Genomic DNA, 23,603 nt, shown 5'->3' with positions numbered 1-23,603 from the left:
CGCCACTTTATTTTGCATATTCAACCGCTCTCGTCTCACGAATTACCGTAATTTTAATATGTCCCGGGTAATCAAGCTCTTCCTCAATTCGCTTGCGAATATCGCGCGCTAATCGATGCGCTTCGAGATCATCAATCGCATCTGGTTTTACCATGATACGCACTTCTCGCCCCGCTTGAATCGCATAAGATTTTTCCACACCTTCATATGATTCCGCAATTTCTTCAAGTTTTTCAAGGCGGCGAATATAGTTTTCTAACGTTTCGCTGCGCGCTCCCGGTCTCGCTGCAGAAAGAGCGTCTGCCGCTGCCACTAATACGGCAATCACAGAAGTCGGTTCGGTATCCCCATGGTGAGAGGCAATACTATTAATGACAACCGGATGCTCTTTATACTTCGTCGCGAGCTCTACTCCGATTTCCACATGGCTTCCTTCGACTTCATGGTCGATTGCCTTTCCGATGTCATGAAGCAAGCCAGCGCGTCTTGCTAACATTTCATCTTCACCTAATTCTGCAGCCATAAGCCCTGCTAAAAAGGCGACTTCCATTGAATGTTTAAGCACGTTTTGACCGTAGCTTGTCCGGAATTTCAACCGACCTAAAATTTTGATTAAGTCTGGATGTAAACCGTGAACACCAACTTCAAACGTCGTCTGCTCTCCAACTTCGCGAATATGTTCGTCGACTTCGCGTCTTGCTTTTTCAACCATCTCTTCAATTCGTGCCGGATGAATGCGGCCATCTTGAACAAGTTTATCTAACGCAAGTCTAGCCGTTTCGCGGCGAATTGGGTCAAATCCAGATAAAATGACTGCTTCCGGTGTATCGTCAATAATTAAATCGATACCGGTCAATGTTTCGAGCGTGCGAATGTTTCGTCCTTCACGACCGATGATGCGTCCTTTCATTTCATCATTCGGTAAGTTGACGACAGACACGGTTGTTTCAGCGACATGGTCAGCCGCACAGCGCTGAATCGCAAGCGACAGAATTTCTTTCGCCTTTTTATCAGCTTCTTCTTTCGCACGTGTTTCTGCTTCTTTAATCATAACAGCAATTTCATGCGATAGCTCTTTTTCAACACGCTCTAAAATAATTTGTCGAGCCTCTTCGCGTGTTAAGCTAGAAATACGCTCCAGTTCCGCTTGCTCTTTTTGAACGAGTTCTTCCACTTTGCTTTCCATCTCTTCAATATGCTGTTGTCTTTTGTTAAGAGAATCCTCTTTCTTCTCTAAAAGCGCCTCACGTTTATTAAGCGCTTCGTCTTTTCGGTCGAGATTCTCCTCTTTTTGCAATAAACGGTTTTCCTGTTTTTGTAGCTCACTTCTTCGGTCACGAATTTCTCGTTCTGCCTCTGTACGAAGCTTATGAATTTCATCCTTTGCTTCAAGAAGCGCCTCTTTTCTTAGCGCATCAGCTTCACGTTTTGCTTCTTCAAGAATTTGGTTCGCAGCCATTTGTGCGCCACCAATTTTCGCTTCCGCAATGGATTTACGAACAAAAAAGCCAACAACTGCACCGACGACTAGGGCAAGCAAAGCGGAGATGACTATGACTGTAATGACATCCATCCATTTCACCTCCTCTTGCTATGAACTTGTTTGTTGCTAAATGAATGTCGGCATGTACATTGTTACAAACGTTTCAATATACAGCACAAAGGCTCTTCACAGTTTCGATGAATCTCTACACAACCGAAGCCAGCAAGTCTTGGTGTACAAAAGTGCTTTTTCTGTATGTCCCCACAGACATTGACTCTTGTTCCACAAGACTTTCATCTAGGGAGATCCGTTACCCCTTTATGCCCGATTCAAGATCCATCTCAATGACTGAGATCATAGATTTCCATAGTTAGTTTTTTGTAAAATATACATGTTAATTTTAAAGGTGGCAAAATTTATTGTCAAGATAATAGGTTGTCCAATAGACAGAATGTTAGAAAAATAAAAGAAGAGACAATGCACGCATTGTCTCTTCTTTTCATGAGCTTATTCATCAAAGATGCTTAATTCTTCTTGCGGCTCTGTATCCGGATCAGATACACGTGCTGGAGAATCGATACCATAATGCTTGCGAATCTCCTGGGCAATCTCTTCCATGACATGCGGATTTTCTTTTAAAAACTGTTTTGCATTTTCACGGCCTTGACCAAGGCGTTCGTCTTTGTATGAATACCAAGAGCCGCTCTTTTGAATGATATCTAACTCTGAGGCCATGTCAATAATTTCACCTTCACGGGAGATTCCCTCACCATACATAATGTCAACATCCGCCGTTTTAAACGGAGGAGCGACCTTGTTTTTCACGACTTTAATTTTCGTTTTGTTTCCGACCATGTCGTTGCCTTGCTTAATTTGCTCAGCGCGGCGCACTTCAAGACGAACAGAAGCATAGAATTTTAATGCTCGTCCACCGGGAGTTGTCTCTGGCATAAACCTATAGATTTACCATCTCTATAGCTTGGACTATATCTTCATCTCCAAATTGGAGAGCCTTGCGCTTCCAGCAGTAGCCTATCCTCTGCTGTACCCTACTCAGTGACAAACGCACTTTTCGGTAGTCTCTACACCTTCCTTACTATAAGTAGTAAGGCTTGGCACGGTATTACCCCTTGAACATGATTGGAGGGCTCCACCGTTAGCACGAAATGACTTCGCACACCCCTAGGCAATCGGGTTCACAAGGTTTTTTTCTTGCTATCACTAGCAAGGGAAACCCAGAGTAAACTCCTTAATCTGCTGAATTACACGTTCTATATTCTGTAGCTCTCTTTCGTGGTCAATCTTGATCAATTTAAAGCTACAGAACCGTGTAAAACTCAGATTAAGCAATTACTCTCTGTTGATTTCCAAACATAACTCCCACTTTTTCACGAATTTGGTTAATGAAAATCGCAATCGTTTTTGATTTATTAATGGCCCCTGATAATTTACGCAACGCTTGTGACATTAAACGAGCTTGTAAACCAACGTGAGCGTCTCCCATATCACCATCGATTTCTGCCTTTGGCACAAGCGCCGCGACAGAGTCAATGACGATAATATCGACCGCGCCGCTTCTCACTAACGCTTCGGCGATTTCTAACGCTTGCTCCCCTGTATCTGGTTGGGAAAGCAACAGCTCGTCAATGTTCACTCCTAATTTTTGGGCATAGACCGGATCAAGCGCATGTTCTGCGTCGATAAAAGCAGCTTGACCACCTAATTTTTGCACTTCAGCAATCGCATGAAGCGCAACGGTCGTCTTACCGGAAGATTCGGGACCATAAATTTCGATAATGCGGCCGCGCGGATATCCTCCAACACCTAATGCAATATCTAACGCTAGTGAGCCACTTGATATCGTTGAAATTTGTCGGTCAGTTTGCTCTCCTAGCTTCATAATGGATCCTTTACCAAATTGTTTTTCAATTTGTTTTAACGCCTGTTCCAAGGCCGCTTGACGATCTTGATTCACTGATTAATTCCTCCTTTTTCTCATCTACTTATACTATACCGTTTTTTCACGTTCCTGCCAAGAAAAAAATCGAACGTTCATTCGTTTTTTCTGTGGTGAAAATAGCAATTTTATCCTAAGGAAATAAAGAGAAAGGGAAGATATGATGATGCGGAATGAGGGGAAAGCAGCCACTATGAACTGCTACCATTTACGCTAACGATGAGAAATGGGAGCTTCCCAACTCCCCGAAGAAAGCAGCTTTTCTCCTCCTTGGGAGCTCCCTGCCCTAGATGTCGACAAAACAGAGTTCTTTCATACCTCGAGTCTTTTACACATGGAAGGGTTAGCTTGGTTTTCGCATTTTTATTTTCCATACAACCTCTTATATTCAGTTGTCAAAGAATGTTTCATAACAGAAATTATAGCGCATATGTTCGCTTTCGCCAACTAAAATTCATCTCCCACTTCAAACAAAACGTTGTCATCTTTTTGAAGCAGGAGACTTTTTTCAAGATTATACTAGAAAGCAGCTGCAAGTTTTTTTAATACGGCAAAACAGCCGTATTTGGCAGTGCGGGTGCGAATCGTTTCACGGTCACCGCCAAATGTTAAGCTATACACTTCTGTTTCACGTCCATCCATTGCGATCCCTACGTATACAGTCCCGACTGGCTTTCCTTCAAGAGAACTCGGTCCTGCCACTCCAGTAAAGCTAACACCGATATCTGCTCGACAAAGAGTGCGGACATGTTCTGCTAACAGTTTCGCACATGGCTCACTAACCGCTCCGTCTGTTTCTAACACGGAATGAGGAATGCGGAGAACATGCTCTTTCACTTCGTTTGTATAACAGACAATCCCTCCACGTACAACTTCAGAGGCGCCGGAAATGGCAGTCAATTCCGCTAAAAATCGCCCACCAGTAAGGCTTTCCGCTGCGGCAATCGTTTTATTATTCCGCTTTAATTGCTCGATGACTTTTGTAAATAACGTATCATCGTTATAACCGTAAAAGTAATGGCCTACGCGCTCGAGAATCGCTTTTTCTATTTTGTCTAAGCTTTTTTTTGCCTCAACAGCCGAGTGATGTTTTGCTGTTAGACGCAACGTCACTTCTCCGTCTCCTGCAAGCGGTGCGATCGTCGGATTCGATTGACCATCAATGAAATCTTCAATCTCTGTTTCTAGCTGTGATTCTCCGATACCAAAGAAGCGCAACACGCGCGATTCAATACGTTCTTGTCGTTCCAGCCTGTTCATAAGAAGCGGGCGCCCGTATTTCAGAAACATCGGTTGCATCTCTTTCGGTGGTCCGGGAAGAAGCATGTAAGTGATGTCATCGATTGTCACCACCATTCCTGGAGCCATTCCATGTTCGTTTTTCAATACTTCGGCTCCTTTTAGCACAAGTGCTTGCTTTTTGTTATTTTCGGTCATCGTCCGATTCGTGCGGGCAAAATATTCTTCAATCGAACGAAGCGATTCTTCATCGATAACAAGCTCCCGCTGTAATATGCGAGCGATTGTTTCTTTCGTTAAATCATCTTTTGTCGGACCAAGCCCGCCGGTGAAAATAATAAGATTTGCGCGCGTTTGTGCGATTTCAATCGCTTTTTGCAGCCGTAAAGCATTGTCGCCAACGACCGTATGAAAGTACACATTGATGCCCAGCTCGGCCATTTGCTGTGATAAAAATTGCGCATTTGTATTGGCGATTTGTCCAAGTAACAATTCTGAACCAACCGCAATAATTTCTGCGTTCAACAAAAGCGCCCCCTTTGTTTTTTGCCCGTCTTATTTTGAATGTAAAAAAGCATGCTTATTTTTCGCAAAATAGTCCCAGCCAGACCAGATTGTAAATATGACTGCCACCCAAAGCGCTAAATCAGCAAACGGAAATGAGATAAGAGAAAATGGTAAATTATGAAGGAGAAGGGCGGAAATTGCGACGATTTGTGTCCATGTTTTAATTTTTCCAAGCATATTCGCAGCGACGACTTCTCCTTCTCCAGCTAACACAAGGCGCAGCCCTGTTACTGCAAACTCGCGACTAATAATGACGATGACCATCCAAGAAGGCGCATAATGAAGCTCAACAAGAACGACGAGTGCTGCTGACACAAGCAGTTTATCAGCAAGCGGATCTAAAAACTTTCCTAGATTCGTAACGAGCTGATATTTTCGGGCATAGTATCCATCAATCCAGTCGGTTGCCGAAGCAACAATGAAAATCAGCGCCCCAACAAGATGAGAAATAGGGAGTGACTCCGTTCCTATTTGTATACTCCCCCAATGAAATGGAACTAACATTACCACTAAAAATAGAGGAATTAACATAATGCGTGCTACTGTAATTTTATTAGGCAAATTCACTACAAATACCTCCGCTATCTAATCAATATGTAAAAGCCATCTACAAAATAGATGACTTACGATTCTTTAAATATGATTTTGAGCTTTTGGTATACTTCATCTTTTGGATCAAACGGGTACGTAAATGGTTGTCCATTAATTTTCATGTCCACATCCAATGTTCGTCCAATTTTTACGAACACTTCAGATTCTGACGTTAAATCAAACGTCTGTGTTTGCCCGTTTGTTAAATTTCCTCTAAAGAAGAAGTGACCTTTTCCATTAAACACTTCTACCCAAGACGCACCTTTTGAAGTTAATTCGATGGTGAATTGATCTGCATTCGTTAATTCAATTGTTGCTGTGTTCCCTTGTTTCTCGGTGACCGTATACGTTGGAGTCGATGGCTCAGCCGTCTCCTCTTTGCCGTTATCTTTCTGTTTTTTCTCGGTCTCTTTCTGTTTTTCCTTTTCCGTTGCCTTTTCCAACGGTGAATTTTTTGAACGCTCTACTTCTGTTGTCCGATTCATAATTTGTCCTTGTGATTCGCTTCCAGCATCGCGATGCTGTAAAAATAACCAAAGAACCACTGCTATACCAATGATTACAACAGCAATAAGCAATTTCGGAAGCAAATCAATCCATTGTAAACTTTTTGAAGAAATTTGTTGTCTGCTTTTGACACGAGATAACTGTTCCGGCAATTCCTCATGCTGCGATTGAGGAATTTCATGTTTGTACTCCTCGAACAGCTCCTCTGAATCGAGCCCTACAGCTTCAGCGTACTGCTTAATGAAAGCACGCACGTAAAAGTTCCCTGGCATAATGTCATAGTTGCCTTCTTCAATCCCGATAAGATAGCGCTTTTGAATTTTGGTCATATGTTGCAGTTCATCTAAACTAATATTTTTCGCTTCTCTCGCTTCTTTCAATCGTTTACCTAACTCTGTCAACGATAACACCTTCCACCTTTTTATTAAACTTTTTTATTAAAAATCAAAATCAGAAAATCCATCATTGGAAAAGAATGATTGTTGATCAACTACATCATATGTAATCTCTTCTGCTGGATCATTGCGCAATTCAATAATATAATCAAAATCATCAAGTGTATACTCCGTGTGCCGGACAAAAATATCTGGATGCTCGACAACTTTCGTCGCTTGAAGACGCATTAATTCGCGAATGAGCTGCCAATGCCTCTCGTTGGCCCGGCGCGTTGAAACGATGCCATCAATGATAAAGATATTATTTTCATTATACTCGTCTTCAATTAATTGACTGCGCACGGTTTGTTTAATGAGTGTCGATGACACAAACAGCCAACGTTTATTCGCGCAAACACTAGCAGCGACAATCGATTCGGTTTTGCCGACGCGCGGCATTCCACGAATGCCAATTAGCTTATGCCCTTCTTGTTTAAAAATCTCTGCCATAAAATCAACAAGCAAACCAAGTTCATCGCGAATAAAGCGAAATGTTTTTTTATCATCGGCGTCACGCTGAATATACCGCCCATGTCTAACGGCAAGACGATCCAACAGCTTTGGCTGGCGCAGCTTCGTAATCGTAATATTATCCATTGTTCGTAAAATGGAGGCAAGCCGTTCGATTTGTTCGTTATTGTCACAAAGAAGGAGCATACCGCGCCGCGAATCATGAACACCATTAATCGTAACGATGTTGATGGATAACATGCCTAAAAGCGAAGAAATGTCTCCTAATAAGCCTGGACGATTGATATGTATCTCATATTCCAAATACCACTCCTGTTTCCCCATCCCATTTTCCTCCCTTACGGTTAAGGAGCCACGTAGCCTATGATAAGTTCATACTACTATAATATCGAACTGAAACGCAACAGAAAAGGGAACTAAATAGTTAAGAAAAGCAGTGACGAGCATCTCATCACGATAAGCAAATCGCCTCTATAGTTTTTTAGTCATAAAAAAAGAGAGGAAATCCCTCTCTACTTGTTATTTTTTCTGTACTAATTTTACCATCGCGTTGGCAATTGCGTGTTGCTCTTGCTCATCAGCCACGCTCCAAAGATCAGCAAGAAGGCGTTCCTCAGGATTTTTTGGATCGACTTGTTGAGCTAAGTAATCACCAATTTGATAAGCGACATCAGAGATGACCTGCTGATTTAGACCCTGTTGCTGCGCCTGCTCGAGACGCTCACCTAAAAAGTCCTTCCATTGTTCAAAGTTGTCTAATACAGACATGGCTTCTACCTCCTTCATATTCAGCTTCAACGATAGTTTGCCTACTTTTTGCTAAAATATACCCCGTCTCATTAACAATACCATCCTCCATTGACGGAAATGACTTGTCCGGTAATATAGGAAGCCGATTCGGAAATTAAAAACGAAACAGTTTTTGCCACCTCATCCGCGGTACCGATTCTCCCTAATGGAATATCCTCTGCGATCTGTTGCAGCTCCTCATCACTAAATGATCCTAACATCGCGGTTTGAATCGCTCCTGGAGCAATGGCATTGACTCGAATACCGCTTGGCGCTACTTCTTTCGCTAGGGCTTTCACAAATGCATTTTGTCCCCCTTTAACCATCGAATAGACGACTTCGCAAGAGGCGCCCGTGAGTCCCCAAATGGATGAAATGACGACAATATTTCCACGTCTTTTTGCGATCATAGGCGGAAGCAGTCTTTTTGTTAACAAAATAGGACTTGTAACGTGAAGCTGTACCATTTGTTGAACAAGCTGATCACTCATATCAGTAATCAACCCGTAATAACTATTGCCGCTATTATGCACTAGAACATCAATCGGGCGATCAAGCTGTGAAACGAGTGTATCAACACCTGTTGCCTCGGAAAGATCCGCTTGAACAATGGAAACATGAACGTTCGTTAGTTCTGCTTTCAGCTCATCAAGGCGATCGCGATGACGATAATAATGCAGCACAAGACCGTAGCCGTCATGGGCAAGCTGACGAGCAATTGCCGTACCAATTCCTCCACTTGCCCCAGTAATTAACGCATACTTCATTTTAATCCCCCTAAAAAAGCATCCTTCTTAAGAAGGATGCCTAGTTTCTTTCTTTTGGAACAACTTGACAGATAGAAAACTGCGATTCCCGGAAACATTCTTTTGCTACTTGAACGATATCATCTGTCGTTAAAGATTGTAATACAGAAACAGCCTCAAACAAGCTAGCTTCATGAAACGCATACCGCGTAAACTGGTTCGCAATGTATTCTGGCGAGTTAAGCGAACGCAAAAACGCGCCAATTTTTTTCTTTTTCACCCGCTCTAACTCTTCTGTCGTCAGGGATGAATCAAAAAATGTCAGCATCGTCTGCTTTAGTTCTTCTGCTAATCGATCAGGATCACTTGTATCCCCGCCGACAATCGCAAAGCCGAATTGTTGCTCTTCTGTGTACTCATACGCAAACGTCTCGTCAATGAGCCCAAGGCTATACAGCCGCTCATAATGTGGAGAGCTTTTGCCAAATAAATAATCCAATAGCACATTCATGGATAATTCGTGCTTTAATTTGTCTTTTCCTTTCGCTGTTACGTTCGTCCCTTTAAGTCCGACAAGACATTTACTCGTTTGTACATGCATTGGAATGACTTGTTTTTCTTTCGCTACTTCAGCGGGCTCGTCATAGACAAAACGCTGAATCTCCACTGCTTTAGGAAATGTTTTTTTCGCTTGATTATCCCGAATTTGCTGCATGATTTTTTCTTGATCGACCGGTCCGACGATAAATAATAACATATTGCTTGGATGATAAAACGTTTCGTAACATTCGTACAACAGTTCTTTCGTGATATTGGAAATCGATTCAATCGTTCCTGCAATATCAATTTTTACAGGATGATTTTGATACATGCTTTCAATTAACCCAAAGTAAACGCGCCAATCAGGGTTATCATCATACATGCGAATTTCCTGACCAATAATGCCTTTTTCTTTTTCGACGGTTTTATCGGAGAAATACGGCGTTTGTACAAAATCGATTAGCGTTTCTAAATTTTTTTCAACATTCGCTGTGCTTGAAAATAAGTAAGCCGTTCTTGTAAACGACGTAAACGCATTCGCTGACGCTCCTTGCTTGCTGAATTGTTGAAACACATCTCCATCTTCTTTTTCGAATAATTTATGCTCTAGGAAATGGGCGATTCCGTCCGGCACCCGCTTCATTTCTGTCTTTCCAAGCGGAACGAATTGATTGTCGACAGAACCGTATTTCGTCGTAAACGTCGCGTATGTTTTGTTAAATCCTTTTTTCGGCAAAATGTACACATCCAACCCGTTAGGCATTTTCTCGTAAAACAGCTGTTCTTGTAATTGTTCGTATACAATTTTCTCCATGTTATTTCGTTCCCTCCATTCCTGTGAGGAAATAAATCGTATCTAGCTCGATATTGTTCGCCACGCGTACGACCTCTTCTCGAGACACGCGGTCGGTTTCCGAAAGCCATTCTTCAATCGGACGTTTTCGTTTGGAAACGACATTATGATAGAGCACTTCCACGAGCCCTCGCGGCGTATCGATGGTTTCGAGCAGTTGATTGCGAATGACTGCTTTCGTTTGTGTCATTTCGTCATCGGTAAAATCGCCTTTTTTCATTCCTTCCATTTGATCGCGAATGATTTGTACCGCTTTTTCATAGTTCACCGGCTCAACTCCTGCCATGACCATCATCAATCCTTTATGGCTTTCTAAGCGTGAAGCAGCATAGTAAGCAAGGCTTGCTTTTTCGCGGACATTGATAAACAACTTGGAATGGGAAAAACCTCCGAAAATGCCGTTAAACACTTGGAGTGCATAGTAATCATCATCTTCATACGTCACATTCGTTCGATATCCAATATTGAGTTTTCCTTGTTTCACATCTTGTTCCTCTTTTACTTCATTCACGTTGGTAATTGTCTTTTTCTCTGTCAGCTGATTGATGACAGGGCGAGTAGTACGCGCCGGAAAAGAAAAATGCGATTGCACCAATTCAAGAACGCGCTCTTCAGGAATACTGCCAATGATGTATAAGTCGATTTCATCTTCTTGTAACGCTTTTTGATAATAGTCAAACAAATTTTCCGGTGTAATGTGATCAACATCCTCCAACTGTCCGTCTGTATGAAGTGCATACGGTTCTCCTTTACACATTTCCTCAACTAGCCGCAAGTTCGCATAACGCATTTTATCATCATAAACGGACTGAATGCGTTGCTTTAGTGAGCGTTTTTCTTGTTCCACGATTTTTTCGACGAAGCGGCCCTTTTCTAAAGCAGGTTGGAGAACAATTTCACTTAACAGTTGCACTGCTTTGTTTAATAGCGGCGTTTGTTCTTTTAAAAACTTCTCATTGGCGACATCAAGGCGAATCGTAATAATATGATGTTCACCTTTCTTCGTTAAATCCACATTCAATGTTGCTCCATATAGCTCATCTAAATATGTTCGTAATTGTTTTGCGCTTGGATACGTCGTTGTTCCGCTTTGCAATACATACGGCAATAGCGCACGAAATGTAACCGTTTCTTTCGATAAAGGTGCTTTCATTTTTAATACAAGCGTATTTGTTTTATATTTGTCCGTCTCAATGGTGTGTACGCGAAATCCTTGGACGGCTCTTACTTTTTCATTGATCAAAGAGACTCCTCCTTTTCAACATCAACATCGATACTTTTATTGTTTACGTTGCAAAGCTTTTTAGTCTTATCATCAATAATACCGTTTAACGAAAATAAAATGCAAATGACGAGCAAAAAAAGAACTCGACAACAAAAGTCGAGTTCTCATAAGAATTATCGTTTTCCTTTAATATAAGGCGTACCTAACGCCTTTGGCGCTTCGGCGCGGCCGATGAAGCCTGCTAATGCTAAAATGGTTAACACATATGGAGCGATTAGCAAATAGACAGTCGGGACATTTTTCAAAAACGGAATCGATTGCCCTACGATACTTAAGCTTTGCGCAAGACCAAAGAACAAAGCAGCCCCCATTGCCCCAATTGGATGCCATTTTCCAAAAATCATCGCGGCGAGTGCCATAAATCCATGGCCGGAGATCGTTGCATGGCTAAAGTCGCGCGAAATAATGGTCGCGTACACCGCTCCACCAATTCCACCTAAGGCACCGCTAATCATGACAGCAATATAGCGCATTTTTGTCACATTAATTCCCATCGTATCCGCCGCCATCGGATGCTCACCAACTGCACGCAGGCGAAGACCAAATGGCGTTTTATAAATGACATACCAAGCAACAAAGGCAAAAATAATTGCAATATAAGACGGAATATAAGTATTTGAGAAAAATAACGGACCAATAACCGGAATATGACTTAAAACAGGAACATCAATTTTATCAAAACCCACTTGAATTTGATCCGTCTGGCCTTTGCCATACATTTTTTTCACTAAAAAGAGCGATAAACCCAGTGCTAAAAAGTTAATCGCCACACCGCTGACGACTTGGTCAGCGCGGAACGTAATCGATGCAACGGCATGGAGAAGGGAAAAAATCGCCCCAACCACCATCGCAACGATGAGCGCAAGCCACGGAGTGAGCTCTCCGAAACGATCAGCAAACGTTAAGTTGAACACAACGCTGACAAATGCTCCAATAACCATTAATCCTTCTAAACCGATATTCACGACGCCGGAACGTTCGCTAAAGACACCGCCAAGTGCAGTGAAAATAAGTGGAGCTGCAAAGAAAATCGCCGAAGGAATAATAATTTGTAAAACTTCATAAACGCCCACTTATTTTCCCTCCTTTTTGAAACGAGATAGTAATAAACGAATCAAATAACTAGATGCAACAAAGAAAATAATTAATGCGATAACAATATCAACAAGTTCCGTTGGGACGTCTGCACTCGACGGCATCTCAAGCGCCCCCACTTTTAATGCGCCAAACAGAAGCGCCGATAACAGAATACCAAAAGCATTATTTCCTCCGATTAAAGCAACGGCAATTCCATCAAATCCGATACCGGTAAACCCAGCTTTTACAGAAATATTCCCGAAAGTACCGAGACCCTCCATTGCGCCAGCAACCCCAGCAAATGCTCCGGATATAACCATTGCCAAAATAATATTTCTTTTTACGTTCATGCCGGCGTAATGGGAAGCGTGTTGGTTGAAACCAACAGCACGCAATTCGTATCCTTTCGTCGTTTTTTCAAGTAAAAACCACATAATGATGGCACCGATAACGGCTACAATAATGCCGTAATGCAATGTCGAGTAATCCGTAATCGACTGTAAAAATTCTGACTGCAACGAAGCTGTTTCATGAATTTTTTCTGATTTAAAGCCTTGATTAGACAAAACGGAACGAATAATTGCGTTGGATACATGAAGAGCAATATAGTTCATCATAATGGTAATAATGACTTCGTGCACTTTAAAATGAGCCTTTAAAAACCCTGGAATGAATGCCCACAATGCACCGGCAACAGCGGCAGCTAAAATCGCTAACGGTAAATGGATGACCTTTGGCAGATCAAATGCCACCCCTACCCATACAGAAGCAAGCCAGCCGATGATGAGCTGTCCTTCAACCCCGATATTAAAGAGCCCCGTGCGAAACGCAAACGCAACCGCAAGCCCTGCAAGAATATAAGGAGTCGTTTGCCGAATCGTTTCTCCAATATAATAATTGTCACCAAACGCTCCATATAAAAGCGCGGAATAACCAGCAATCGGGTCATAGCCGCTCACAAGCATGACGATTGAGCCGACAAGAACCCCAAGCAACACCGCTAATACTGGAACGAGAAAATTCGTAAGACGACTTGAACTCATTAAGAAACACCCGCTTCCTTCCGTTTACTTCCTGCCATCAATAATCCAAGCTCTTGTTCTGTTGTTTCTTTTGGATCGACGATGGCCACGATTTTTCCTTCGTAAATGACAGCGATGCGATCGCTTACGTTCATGACTTCGTCTAATTCAAACGAAACGAGAAGCACCGCCTTACCTTGATCACGTTGTTCAATCAAGCGTTTATGAATAAATTCAATCGCTCCGACATCAAGACCGCGCGTTGGCTGAGCAGCAATAAGCAAGTCGGGATTGCGGTCAACTTCACGGCCGATAATTGCCTTTTGCTGATTGCCGCCAGAGAGGGCTCGCGCTTTCGTATATTCATCCGGCGTGCGTACGTCAAACTCTTGAATAAGCTGGCGAGCTTTTTCATAAATAGTTTTAAAGCTAAGAATCCCTTTTTTGGAGTACGGCTGCTTATAATACGTTTGCAACACCATGTTCTCCCCGATTGGAAAATCGAGCACAAGCCCATGTTTATGACGGTCCTGCGGAATATGGCCGACGCCGGCTTCGATGATTTTGCGCGGAGGGAGATTCGTAATCTCTTGACCGTTCAACGTAATTGACCCAGACTCAGCCTTCACAAGCCCCGTAATCGCCTCAATTAATTCCGTTTGACCGTTTCCGTCTACCCCAGCTATTCCAACGATCTCACCAGCGTGAACCGTTAAATCCAAATGATTAACTGCAGTAATACCGCGCGCATCTTTTACGACTAAGTCCTTAATTTCTAACACTGGTTTTCCTAGTTGGACTGGCTTTTTATCTGTTTTAAACTGAACCTCACGTCCTACCATCAGCGCAGCAAGTTCACTTGGATTCGTATCAGCAACATTTAATGTACCAATGCCTTTCCCGCGCCGAATAACGGTGACACGGTCGCACACTTCCATAATTTCTTTGAGCTTATGGGTAATTAAAATAATTGATTTTCCTTCTTTCACAAGCGCCTTCATAATTTGAATCAATTCTTGAATCTCTTGTGGAGTAAGCACTGCTGTTGGCTCATCGAAAATTAAAATATCCGCACCGCGATACAGCGTTTTTAAAATTTCGACACGTTGCTGCATTCCGACGGAAATATCGGAGATTTTCGCTGTCGGATCAACCGCTAAGCCGTAGCGTTCCGACAATTCACGCACCTCTTTTTCAGCGCGTTTAATATCGATCATGCCACCCGTTGTCGGCTCGCTTCCTAAAATGATGTTCTCGGTAACGGTAAACGTGTCGACAAGCATAAAATGTTGGTGCACCATTCCAATGCCGAGGTCATTGGCGACATTCGGATCAGAGATGTTGACCGTTTTCCCTTTAACACGGATCTCGCCGCCATCTGGTTGATAAAGTCCAAATAACACATTCATAAGTGTCGATTTTCCTGCCCCATTTTCTCCAAGAAGGGCATGGATTTCTCCCTTTTTGACTTGGAGAGTGATGTTGTCATTGGCTACGAAGTTCCCAAATACTTTTCGAATATTGAGCATCTCAATTACGTATTCCAAACAAATTCACTCCTTAAATGAGCATATTAAAATCATGAAATGAAAAGCTACAATGTTCCATATTGTACCTTTTCATTTCATGATTTCTCGGCGATACGAGATACCAAGCAGCCCAATTCCACCTAAAAACTACCACGTCTTGTGGGCAACAGCAAAATGCCGCTATCCTAACTTTAACAGCCAATGTTCTTGACCCACAAGACGGGCTTGTCCTCGGGGGAATTTTGTTTGACCTCACAAGTTTCTTAAATCATCACACATCGATGCTTATTCAAGAAGCAAACTGGTTAGGCGCTTATGCCAGACAGTCTGCTTTGAAACATCTTTCATTGTAAAAAGGCTAGCATATCACTAGCCTTTTTATTCAGTTATTTTAATGTCGCTTCAAACTGTTTGTATTCTTCACGAGTTTTTGGTACTTTCACTTCGCCTTTAATGATTTTTTGCTTCCACTCATCAACAGCTTTTAATACTTCTGGCTTAATGTTATCTTGTGTCGGAGCAATGCCTACACCGTTTTCAGGAAGGCCGTACTCGATCGTTTTTCCGCCCGGGAAATTTCCTTCTTTTGTTTTCTTCGCCACGTCATAAACGGCAACGTCAACGCGTTTAACCATTGAAGTTAATGTGACGTTATATGTTTTTCCACCAGCTTTGACAACACCTTCTGGAGCTTGGTCTTTGTCAACGCCGATGACCCAAATTTCGCGATTTGGATCTTTCGTTTTTAAGTCTTTTGCTTCTGAGAACACACCGTTACCAGTCGCACCAGCTGCATGGTAAATAATGTCAACACCAGAAGCATACATGCTAGAGGCAATCGCTTTTCCTTTATCTGCTTGGTCAAATGCGCCTGCATACTGTACTTCTACCTTTGCTTTTGGATTAACAGCTTTGACCCCAGCACGGAATCCGCTTTCAAACTTCTCAATTAGCGGAATTTCCATACCACCGATAAAGCCGATTTTGTTCGTTTTTGTTGTTAAACCAGCAACAACACCAACAAGGAACGATCCTTCGTTCTCTTTGAAGGTAATGCTCGCTACGTTCGGTTTATTAACAACACTGTCAACAATAGCAAATTTTCCTTTTGGTTTTTGTTCGGCGATTTGTCCAACTGCATCAGCCATCAAATAACCAATTCCATAAATTAAATCATAATCGCTTCGAACAAGTTTGTTTAAGTTAGTCGCATAATCAGAATCGCTTTGAGATTGCAAATAGTCATAGCCGCCTCTGCCTTTTTTCAAGCCATTATCCTCACCAAACTTTTGCAATCCTTCCCAAGCGGACTGGTTGAACGATTTGTCATCAATACCGCCAACGTCAGTTACCATCGCTACACTAAAACCTTTCTTGTCACCTGCTTTGTCACCGTTGTTGGCACACGCACTTAATAGTGTTCCAGCAGCTAGCACAAGCGAAAGAGCTAGCCCAAAACGTCTTTTCTTCATCGCGTTTACCCCCTAATCCATGAAAATGTATACTTTCTTATTATTGAGAAGATCCTGTGTTTCTATGTATGAAATGTCACCCCCTTAAAAATTGATACGCTTCCTTAATACATGAAAGCTAAATTTATCAGACTTAAAATAGTTAATAGAATACAAAACGGGCTCGTCATTTTTATCGAAATGCATTTGTTTTAACACAAGTAATGCCGTTTCTGGTTCACATTGTAAAATGGGCGACACTTTCTCATGATAGCCGAGCGGTTCAATATGGGCCACCGCATATGCGATATCACGATTCGTTTGATTATGTAAGTTTTCAAATAGGGATTCATACTCATAAGAAATACCTTTAGGTAAGTATTTACAAGGAATTTTATCGAGACAATATACAACAGGCTCGCCATCGGCTGTCCGTACTCGTTCAACAAGAAGAATTTCCTCATCCGGTGAGCATTGAAATCGGCGCATATCTTCTTCGGTCGAACCTTGAACCGTAGAAGAAAGAAAAATCGTTCCTGGTTTTCTCCCCGCTTGTTCAATCATATCGGTCACACTACTTAATTGTTCAATACCGGAAGTAAACAGTGGTCTCGCATTTACAAATGTACCGACGCCGTGTCGGCGAATAATGACATTTTCCTCTTCCAAAATGCGGAGTGCTTCACGCAATGTCGCTCGGCTTACTCCTAATTGTTTCGATAGTTCAAATTCGGATGGGAGTTTTTGTTTTTCTTTATAAACACCGGTTTCAATATCATGTTTAATTCGGTCGATCACTTGCAAGTACAAGTGGCGATTATCTGACTTAATGGACATTCCGAAAGCCTCCAATTAGTCACAATTTCACAATTTACAGATATCAGACCTCTGATGTTAGACAATTTAACCTAGTCGAAATTACTATAACACTTTTTTTTTAATAAATAAATAGGAAATAAATATTTTGTCGAAAAAAGCAAAAAAATGATGAAAACGTTTTCAATGTGACATTCTTATTTTTTATTAAGATATCCAAAGCACGCTGCAACTACAAATATTATAAGCTAATTAGGAGTAGCTACTCGACGTAAAAACATTTCCAATTCACCCAATATTTTCTCTTTTGGATTATTTAGCTTCAGCGCCTCGCTTTCTGCCAAGCTCACTCCTTTGATGTGACCGTACCTCTTCAGGTGAGGATTGGCTTTGAAAGCTAATCGCGGCGCTGCCGTTTTTCTTGACTGTCTAGCTCCGGTGACCATCCCCTTGCGACGTTTCGGGGATAGGCCGGTCACCTTCGCTTTTCTTATTTAGCTTGGCTTGTAGCTCCTTTGCTCCGCCGAGGTACAAGCTATCGGAAGAACATTTTTCTTTGGAGCTAACCGTCCGCCTCCGCTTTTCTTATGAAGTCTTTGCATTTTCTTTTGAAATGAGCACAGCTCTCGGTTTGCTTCCTTCATAAGGCCCGACAACCCCACGTGCTTCCATCGCATCAATAAGGCGGGCAGCTCGGTTATAACCGATTCGAAAGCGGCGCTGCAACATCGAAACAGAAGCACTTTGCATTTCAATAACAAGCTGAACCGCTTCATCATACAACTCATCGTCAAATTCGTCGCTTTCCTCCACCGTATCATTGAAAATCATTTCTTCTTGATATTGTGCTTTTTGTTGCGAAATCACAAACTTAACGACTTCTTCCACTTCCTCATCGGACACGAACGCTCCTTGCACACGAATCGGCTTGGATGCTCCCATCGGCAAAAATAGCATATCACCGCGACCGAGTAGTTTTTCGGCTCCGCCCATATCTAAAATGGTACGCGAATCCGTCTGTGACGAGACGCTAAAAGCGATGCGGGACGGAATGTTCGCTTTAATGACTCCCGTAATGACGTCGACGGAAGGGCGTTGGGTCGCAATAATAAGATGAATTCCAGCTGCGCGCGCCATTTGCGCAAGCCGCGTGATCGAATCTTCTACATCCGATGAAGCAACCATCATTAAATCTGCCAACTCATCGACAATGACAACGATATAAGGCAGAAGCGGCTGCTTCGCATCGGATTGTTGATTATGACGTTGAATATATTCGTTGTATCCTTCAATGTTTCGTGTTCCCGTATGCGAAAACAGTTCATAGCGTCGCTCCATTTCGCTGACAACTTTCTTTAACGCTTGCGACGCTTTTTTTGGATCGGTAACGACAGGAGCTAATAAATGGGGAATGCCGTTATACACGCTTAATTCCACCATTTTTGGATCAATCATCATCATCTTTACTTCATGAGGTTTTGTCCTCATTAATAAACTTGTAATAATGCCGTTAATACAAACGCTTTTGCCGCTACCGGTAGCACCTGCTACTAACAGATGGGGCATTTTATTAAGCTCAGCCACGACTGCCTCTCCGGAAATATCTCTTCCTAATCCTATTAATAATTTGGCATCCGGTTTATAATTCTCCGTCGCCTCCAGCACTTCTCGCAACGAAACAGTCGCTATTTCTTCATTCGGCACTTCGATCCCGATTGCCGATTTTCCTGGAATCGGTGCCTCAATTCGAATATCTTTTGCGGCTAGCGCCAATGCTAAATCATCGCTTAAACTAACAATTTTGCTTACTTTTACCCCAACATCGGGATAGACTTCGTACTTCGTTACCGCTGGCCCAAGGTGAACTTGAGTCACTTTTGCTTTTACACCAAAGCTTTGAAATGTTTTTTCCAGCTTTCGTGCGTTCGCATAAATGTTGGCATGATCTTTTGCTTGATTCGTCGGTTTTGGCAATCGCAATAACTCAAGCGGCGGCAATTGATAATCGGCATTTTCCATTTCGGAAAACGCCATCGGCGGATTTGCTTCTTCTTCGTTGTTTTCTTCCGCCACTTCAGCCACTTGTTCGACCTCTTCTGTCCGTACAACTGTAAAGTCGGAAATAATCGGCGGAGGTGATAAACGCTCCTCCTCATCTTCATCTTCGTCTTCTTCATCGCGACTCTCTTCGACGTTTTGTTTAGGAGTTTTCGGTACAGATGGTTTCTGTTTTTTTCTCATGGCGAAAAACTGCTTCATATCTGCGACAAACTCACGCCACTGTTGATAAATGAATGAAACAATGAGCGCTATAGCTTTTCCGATCGTATCATGCAGCGATTTTCCGGTAATAAGCACCGTACCAACGATAAAAAGAAGAAAGCAAATCCATTTCGTACCAAGCTCATCAAATAACTGGTAGCTTGCTGCAAATAAAACGGCACCTATCATCCCGCCTCCTAAATCAGTAGACGAATGCTCCCCACGTACTTCCATCCAAAATAATTCCCATGTCGTTCGAATAATGCTTGGGTCGACAAATTGTCCTTGTCTGGATAACAAACGAAACAACGTTTCATGACTAAGCAATAAAAGCGCAGCGCTTATCGTATACAAGCCGATAAAAATTCTATTTACAAAAGAAGGCCACGTCCGTTTCCAAATAAGATAAAGAGCTAAAAGAAACCAAACGATGAACGAAAGCATGTACCATTCCCCAAGAAAAAAGCGAGAAAACAGCACAAGCGTCCTTCCGACTAAGCCTAGATTTGCCATGGCAATAACGGAAGCGGCCAGCATCGTAAGACCAATCAGTTCAAAACGGAACGTTTCTTTCCATTGTTGCTTATTTCGTTGTCGTTTACGTTTTGCCACAATTATTCACTCCAATTGACAAACTGAAAAGGCGGAAAAAAGCAGCCAAGTTTGGCTGCTTTTTTCTGTCTAGTGTTATTATATCATGAATGGACGAGGAATTCATTACGATGTTACAACGGAAAGCGGAAATCTTACTCCCGGAGCGTATTTTTGCTCTAAAAAATGAAATGGATTTGTGCTTAAATTACGCACGATTTCATACTCTTTTGTTTCTGTTTCTTGAACGATAAACGGAATGCCGTCGTAATAAACGATTTTTTGCTTCGTATATTCATCCATATCCGTCTGAAAAATGAGATGTTCTGGCATAATGGTATATAAAATCATTGAACTATTTTCTCTCCCTTCGTTTCGTTAAGATCAATGAGTTCACGCAACTTTTGCATCGCTTGAGCGACGCCGCCTACTTCGTCAATCAATCCATACTGTACGGCGTCAGGACCGACAACATTGGTACCGATATCACGCGTTAAGTTCCCCTTTGAGAACATGAGCTCTTTAAACTTTTCCTCGGTAATTTTCGAATGTTTTGTAACAAAACGGACAACTCGTTCTTGCATTTTATCTAAATACTCAAACGTCTGAGGAACGCCGATCACAAGCCCCGTTAAGCGAATAGGGTGAATGGTCATCGTTGCCGTTTCGGTAATAAACGAATAGTCGCAAGAAACCGCAATTGGCACCCCGATTGAATGCCCGCCCCCTAACACAATGGAAACAGTCGGCTTAGATAGTGAAGCTAACATTTCAGCAATCGCTAATCCGGCTTCTACATCCCCCCCGACCGTATTTAAAATCACGAGTAACCCTTCAATATTTGGATTTTGTTCAATCGCCACAATTTGCGGGATGACGTGTTCATATTTCGTTGCTTTATTCTGGGGAGGAAGCTGGATATGGCCTTCAATTTGTCCAACGATCGTTAAGCAATGAATGTTTGTATCCTGCGTCAATTGCGGAATATTGGTTTGTCCGAGCTGTTGAATCATTGTCGTTACTTGTTCTTCTTTTGATGGTTCTTGCTTTTCCTCTGACTCTGATGCTATATACCGTTCTTTTTCCATTGGTCTACCCCTTTCCTGTCATCATATTGTTAGTATGTTCTATAGATAAAATAAAAATGCTGATGGAACATTTCTATTCCATCAGCATCCTCGGTTGACTTTGAGCACGATCGTATTAAATTTCCATAATAATTGGTAAAATCATCGGCTTTCGCTTTGTTTTTTCAAATAAGAATTGATTAAGTGCTTCGCGAATATTCAGCTTTAACGAAGACCATTCAATAATGTAGTCTTGCATGCATTGGTTCACGATATTGGTGACCATTTTCGTTGCCTCATCAAGCAATGTTTCTGATTCCCTGACGTATACAAAGCCGCGCGAAATAATTTCAGGACCAGCAATAATTTTTTTTGCTTCTTTGCTTAATGTGACAACGACGATTAAAATGCCGTCTTGGGAGAGTAAGCGGCGATCGCGCAAAACAATATTTCCGACATCCCCGATTCCTAAACCATCAATTAAAATGTTGCCATACGGTACTTTTCCGCCAGATCGAGCCTGACCGTTGCGAAATTCAATAACATCTCCTTTATCGATTAAAAACGTCCTTTCTTCAGAAATACCAACCGCTTTGGCAAGATTCGCATGTGCCTTTTGCATGCGGTATTCTCCATGAACCGGTATGAAATATTTCGGTTTCATTAAGTTAAGCATAAGCTTCAGTTCTTCTTGGCAACCGTGTCCGGATACGTGAACTTTTCGCTGTCCGTAAACGACGTTCGCTCCAGCGCGATATAACGCGTCGATCGTTTTGGAAAACAGCAGTTCATACCCAGGCATGACAGAGGCGGCAACAATGACCGTATCTCCTTCTTTAATATTGATTTGTTTATGCGCTTGCTTGGCCATGCGCGCCAATGCTCCCATCGGCTCACCATGCCCGCCGGTCGTTAAAATCAGTAACTCCCGGTCTTCATAACGCTCAATGTCATGAATAGAAATGGTCAGCTTATCCGGTAAATATAAATATCCTAAGCGCACTGCAATATCCATTACTTTATGCATACTTTTCCCGACAATGGCCACTTTCCGTCCGCTTGCCTTTGCTGCATGCAATACTTGCTGGATTCTCGTAATATTGGACGCATAGCATGCAACAATGACGCGCCCCTCTGCATTGTAAACGACATCGGCAATTTCTTGAGCAACGAGCGTATCCGAACCCGTATATCCCGGTTTTTCCGCGTTTGTACTATCGGATAGTAAACATAGTACCCCTTGTTCACCGATTCGTGCCATTTTCCCTAAATCCACTCGGTTCATTCCGTATGGTGTTTGATCAAATTTAAAATCGCTTGTGTAGACGATGGCACCTTGAGAAGTATGGATACTAATTCCAACTGAATCGGGAATGCTATGAATTGTTCGGAAAAACGTCACCTTCGCCTTTTCAAACACCACTTCCGAATCGGAGCGAATTTCAACGAACGGAGCGCTCGAGGTGACTCCGTGTTCCCGTAATTTTTCTTCTGCTAATCCGAGCGTAAGCTTTGTTCCGTACACTGGAGCCGTAATTTTCTTTAGCACATAAGCTATGGCACCTATATGCTCTTCATGTCCGTGCGTCAAAAAAATCGCTTTAATACGCTCTTGCCGTTCAACAAGATAGGTGATGTCAGGGATAACTTTGTCGATTCCAAGCATTTCGTCTTCCGGAAACATTACCCCTGCATCAATGACAAAAATATCATCATCGATTTCAACGACATACATATTTTTTCCAATTTCCCCTACTCCCCCAAGGGAAAACACTCTTATTTTCTCTACTTGTTTCGTCCTCAATGCTACGTCCTCCTATGATGAAACTAACCCGCTCAAAGTCACTTGATTTTATTATAACTGATGTAAGATTTTCAACACAAGACAATTTGTCACAAGCTCTCTATAAATGGAGGGAATGGCAGTTTCTTTTCTCACAGAAGGGTTTAACGTGCCTAAAACCAAATAGCCCTCCAATTTCGCCTAAGAAGAGCCCTCCTCCTGTGGACAAACAGTGAAATGCCGCCATCTTGGTTCCCTGCAATAGACAATGACCTTCACCCGCAAGACAGCTTGCATCCCGAGGAGTCTGGTTTGATTACAGAGCTCTCAAATACTACATTTCAAGTCATACTTTGCACAAGTTTCGCATCGGTGCCGATTCAAGCAGCAAGCTGGTTGGACACTGGCGGAAAATAAATCCCGTTTCCCATTTATACTTTCTTAATCTTGAACGTGTTGCAAAACGCATAGTGAATGCATAAATGTACACAAAAAATCCACCCGTCTTGGAAATCATATACAGTGACCTAAAAAACACATTTC

Annotated in this window: 20 protein-coding genes and 1 pseudogene; all 21 read right to left on the bottom strand. The window is 42.3% G+C overall.

What is annotated here, in order from left to right; translation table 11 throughout:
- Nucleotides 1–7: 7 nt before the first annotated feature.
- A complete protein-coding gene (gene rny, locus HNR31_RS16350; RefSeq protein WP_181557257.1) occupies nucleotides 8–1,573 on the bottom strand; it encodes a ribonuclease Y in 1,566 nt (521 codons plus the stop codon).
- Between the two features lie 417 nt (nucleotides 1,574–1,990).
- Complete coding sequence (locus HNR31_RS16345; RefSeq protein WP_373367366.1) at nucleotides 1,991–2,434, bottom strand: recombinase RecA family protein; 444 nt, start codon at nucleotides 2,432–2,434, stop codon at nucleotides 1,991–1,993.
- Nucleotides 2,435–2,840: 406 nt separating this feature from the next.
- Nucleotides 2,841–3,458: pseudogene (recA, locus tag HNR31_RS16340) on the bottom strand (recombinase RecA); the annotation flags it as partial.
- Between the two features lie 501 nt (nucleotides 3,459–3,959).
- A complete protein-coding gene (locus HNR31_RS16335; protein WP_181557256.1) occupies nucleotides 3,960–5,204 on the bottom strand; it encodes a competence/damage-inducible protein A in 1,245 nt (414 codons plus the stop codon).
- A 30-nt stretch (nucleotides 5,205–5,234) separates the two neighbouring features.
- Nucleotides 5,235–5,813: a CDP-diacylglycerol--glycerol-3-phosphate 3-phosphatidyltransferase gene (gene pgsA, locus HNR31_RS16330; RefSeq protein ID WP_181557255.1), complete on the bottom strand. Its 579-nt coding sequence runs from the start codon at nucleotides 5,811–5,813 to the stop codon at nucleotides 5,235–5,237.
- 56 nt (nucleotides 5,814–5,869) lie between these two features.
- Nucleotides 5,870–6,745: a helix-turn-helix domain-containing protein gene (locus HNR31_RS16325; protein WP_181557254.1), complete on the bottom strand. Its 876-nt coding sequence runs from the start codon at nucleotides 6,743–6,745 to the stop codon at nucleotides 5,870–5,872.
- 36 nt (nucleotides 6,746–6,781) lie between these two features.
- Nucleotides 6,782–7,573, bottom strand: a complete 792-nt coding sequence (locus HNR31_RS16320) for a DUF3388 domain-containing protein (protein WP_181557253.1) — start codon at nucleotides 7,571–7,573, stop codon at nucleotides 6,782–6,784.
- Between the two features lie 195 nt (nucleotides 7,574–7,768).
- Entirely contained in the window at nucleotides 7,769–8,017 is a 249-nt protein-coding gene (locus HNR31_RS16315) for a DUF3243 domain-containing protein (protein ID WP_181557252.1), read from the bottom strand.
- 71 nt (nucleotides 8,018–8,088) lie between these two features.
- A complete protein-coding gene (ymfI, locus tag HNR31_RS16310; protein WP_181557251.1) occupies nucleotides 8,089–8,805 on the bottom strand; it encodes an elongation factor P 5-aminopentanone reductase in 717 nt (238 codons plus the stop codon).
- A gap of 40 nt (nucleotides 8,806–8,845) precedes the next feature.
- The gene (gene yfmH, locus HNR31_RS16305; RefSeq protein ID WP_181557250.1) at nucleotides 8,846–10,138 is read right to left on the bottom strand and encodes an EF-P 5-aminopentanol modification-associated protein YfmH; all 1,293 of its coding nucleotides are present in this window, start codon (nucleotides 10,136–10,138) and stop codon (nucleotides 8,846–8,848) included.
- A 1-nt stretch (nucleotide 10,139) separates the two neighbouring features.
- The gene (gene yfmF, locus HNR31_RS16300; protein ID WP_181557249.1) at nucleotides 10,140–11,420 is read right to left on the bottom strand and encodes an EF-P 5-aminopentanol modification-associated protein YfmF; all 1,281 of its coding nucleotides are present in this window, start codon (nucleotides 11,418–11,420) and stop codon (nucleotides 10,140–10,142) included.
- Between the two features lie 155 nt (nucleotides 11,421–11,575).
- Nucleotides 11,576–12,535, bottom strand: a complete 960-nt coding sequence (locus tag HNR31_RS16295; RefSeq protein ID WP_181557248.1) for an ABC transporter permease — start codon at nucleotides 12,533–12,535, stop codon at nucleotides 11,576–11,578.
- On the bottom strand, nucleotides 12,536–13,582 hold the full coding sequence (locus tag HNR31_RS16290) for an ABC transporter permease (RefSeq protein ID WP_181557247.1): 1,047 nt from the start codon (nucleotides 13,580–13,582) through the stop codon (nucleotides 12,536–12,538).
- Entirely contained in the window at nucleotides 13,582–15,108 is a 1,527-nt protein-coding gene (locus tag HNR31_RS16285; RefSeq protein WP_181557246.1) for an ABC transporter ATP-binding protein, read from the bottom strand. Before HNR31_RS16285 ends, HNR31_RS16290 begins: the two co-directional genes overlap by 1 nt.
- A 368-nt stretch (nucleotides 15,109–15,476) precedes the next feature.
- The gene (locus HNR31_RS16280; RefSeq protein ID WP_181557245.1) at nucleotides 15,477–16,562 is read right to left on the bottom strand and encodes a BMP family lipoprotein; all 1,086 of its coding nucleotides are present in this window, start codon (nucleotides 16,560–16,562) and stop codon (nucleotides 15,477–15,479) included.
- 84 nt (nucleotides 16,563–16,646) lie between these two features.
- The gene (locus HNR31_RS16275) at nucleotides 16,647–17,378 is read right to left on the bottom strand and encodes a GntR family transcriptional regulator (RefSeq protein WP_181557244.1); all 732 of its coding nucleotides are present in this window, start codon (nucleotides 17,376–17,378) and stop codon (nucleotides 16,647–16,649) included.
- A 227-nt stretch (nucleotides 17,379–17,605) separates the two neighbouring features.
- Nucleotides 17,606–17,836 carry a hypothetical protein gene (locus HNR31_RS16270; protein WP_181557243.1) on the bottom strand — a complete coding sequence of 77 codons (231 nt, stop codon included), beginning with the start codon at nucleotides 17,834–17,836 and terminating at the stop codon, nucleotides 17,606–17,608.
- Between the two features lie 106 nt (nucleotides 17,837–17,942).
- The gene (locus HNR31_RS16265) at nucleotides 17,943–20,234 is read right to left on the bottom strand and encodes a DNA translocase FtsK (RefSeq protein WP_374058325.1); all 2,292 of its coding nucleotides are present in this window, start codon (nucleotides 20,232–20,234) and stop codon (nucleotides 17,943–17,945) included.
- 102 nt (nucleotides 20,235–20,336) lie between these two features.
- Nucleotides 20,337–20,561 carry a YlzJ-like family protein gene (locus tag HNR31_RS16260; RefSeq protein WP_181557241.1) on the bottom strand — a complete coding sequence of 75 codons (225 nt, stop codon included), beginning with the start codon at nucleotides 20,559–20,561 and terminating at the stop codon, nucleotides 20,337–20,339.
- A complete protein-coding gene (locus HNR31_RS16255; RefSeq protein ID WP_181557240.1) occupies nucleotides 20,558–21,298 on the bottom strand; it encodes a ClpP family protease in 741 nt (246 codons plus the stop codon). Before HNR31_RS16255 ends, HNR31_RS16260 begins: the two co-directional genes overlap by 4 nt.
- A gap of 115 nt (nucleotides 21,299–21,413) precedes the next feature.
- Entirely contained in the window at nucleotides 21,414–23,081 is a 1,668-nt protein-coding gene (locus tag HNR31_RS16250) for a ribonuclease J (protein ID WP_181557239.1), read from the bottom strand.
- Nucleotides 23,082–23,603 lie beyond the last annotated feature (522 nt).

Origin of the sequence: Thermaerobacillus caldiproteolyticus (assembly GCF_013761245.1) — a bacterium.
Taxonomy (GTDB): Bacteria; Bacillota; Bacilli; order Bacillales; family Anoxybacillaceae; genus Thermaerobacillus; species Thermaerobacillus caldiproteolyticus.
This window is presented reverse-complemented; position numbering and strand designations above follow the sequence as displayed.

What these genes read in the sequence shown, in the direction of transcription:
- rny (WP_181557257.1), bottom strand. Translation starts at nt 1,573, where the DNA reads ATGGATGTCATTACAGTCATAGTCATCTCCGCTTTGCTTGCCCTAGTC.
- HNR31_RS16320 (WP_181557253.1), bottom strand. Translation starts at nt 7,573, where the DNA reads ATGGGGAAACAGGAGTGGTATTTGGAATATGAGATACATATCAATCGT.
- HNR31_RS16260 (WP_181557241.1), bottom strand. Translation starts at nt 20,561, where the DNA reads ATGATTTTATATACCATTATGCCAGAACATCTCATTTTTCAGACGGAT.
- HNR31_RS16290 (WP_181557247.1), bottom strand. Translation starts at nt 13,582, where the DNA reads ATGAGTTCAAGTCGTCTTACGAATTTTCTCGTTCCAGTATTAGCGGTG.
- HNR31_RS16280 (WP_181557245.1), bottom strand. Translation starts at nt 16,562, where the DNA reads ATGAAGAAAAGACGTTTTGGGCTAGCTCTTTCGCTTGTGCTAGCTGCT.
- HNR31_RS16255 (WP_181557240.1), bottom strand. Translation starts at nt 21,298, where the DNA reads ATGGAAAAAGAACGGTATATAGCATCAGAGTCAGAGGAAAAGCAAGAA.
- HNR31_RS16275 (WP_181557244.1), bottom strand. Translation starts at nt 17,378, where the DNA reads ATGTCCATTAAGTCAGATAATCGCCACTTGTACTTGCAAGTGATCGAC.
- yfmH (WP_181557250.1), bottom strand. Translation starts at nt 10,138, where the DNA reads ATGGAGAAAATTGTATACGAACAATTACAAGAACAGCTGTTTTACGAG.
- HNR31_RS16345 (WP_373367366.1), bottom strand. Translation starts at nt 2,434, where the DNA reads ATGCCAGAGACAACTCCCGGTGGACGAGCATTAAAATTCTATGCTTCT.
- ymfI (WP_181557251.1), bottom strand. Translation starts at nt 8,805, where the DNA reads ATGAAGTATGCGTTAATTACTGGGGCAAGTGGAGGAATTGGTACGGCA.
- HNR31_RS16315 (WP_181557252.1), bottom strand. Translation starts at nt 8,017, where the DNA reads ATGTCTGTATTAGACAACTTTGAACAATGGAAGGACTTTTTAGGTGAG.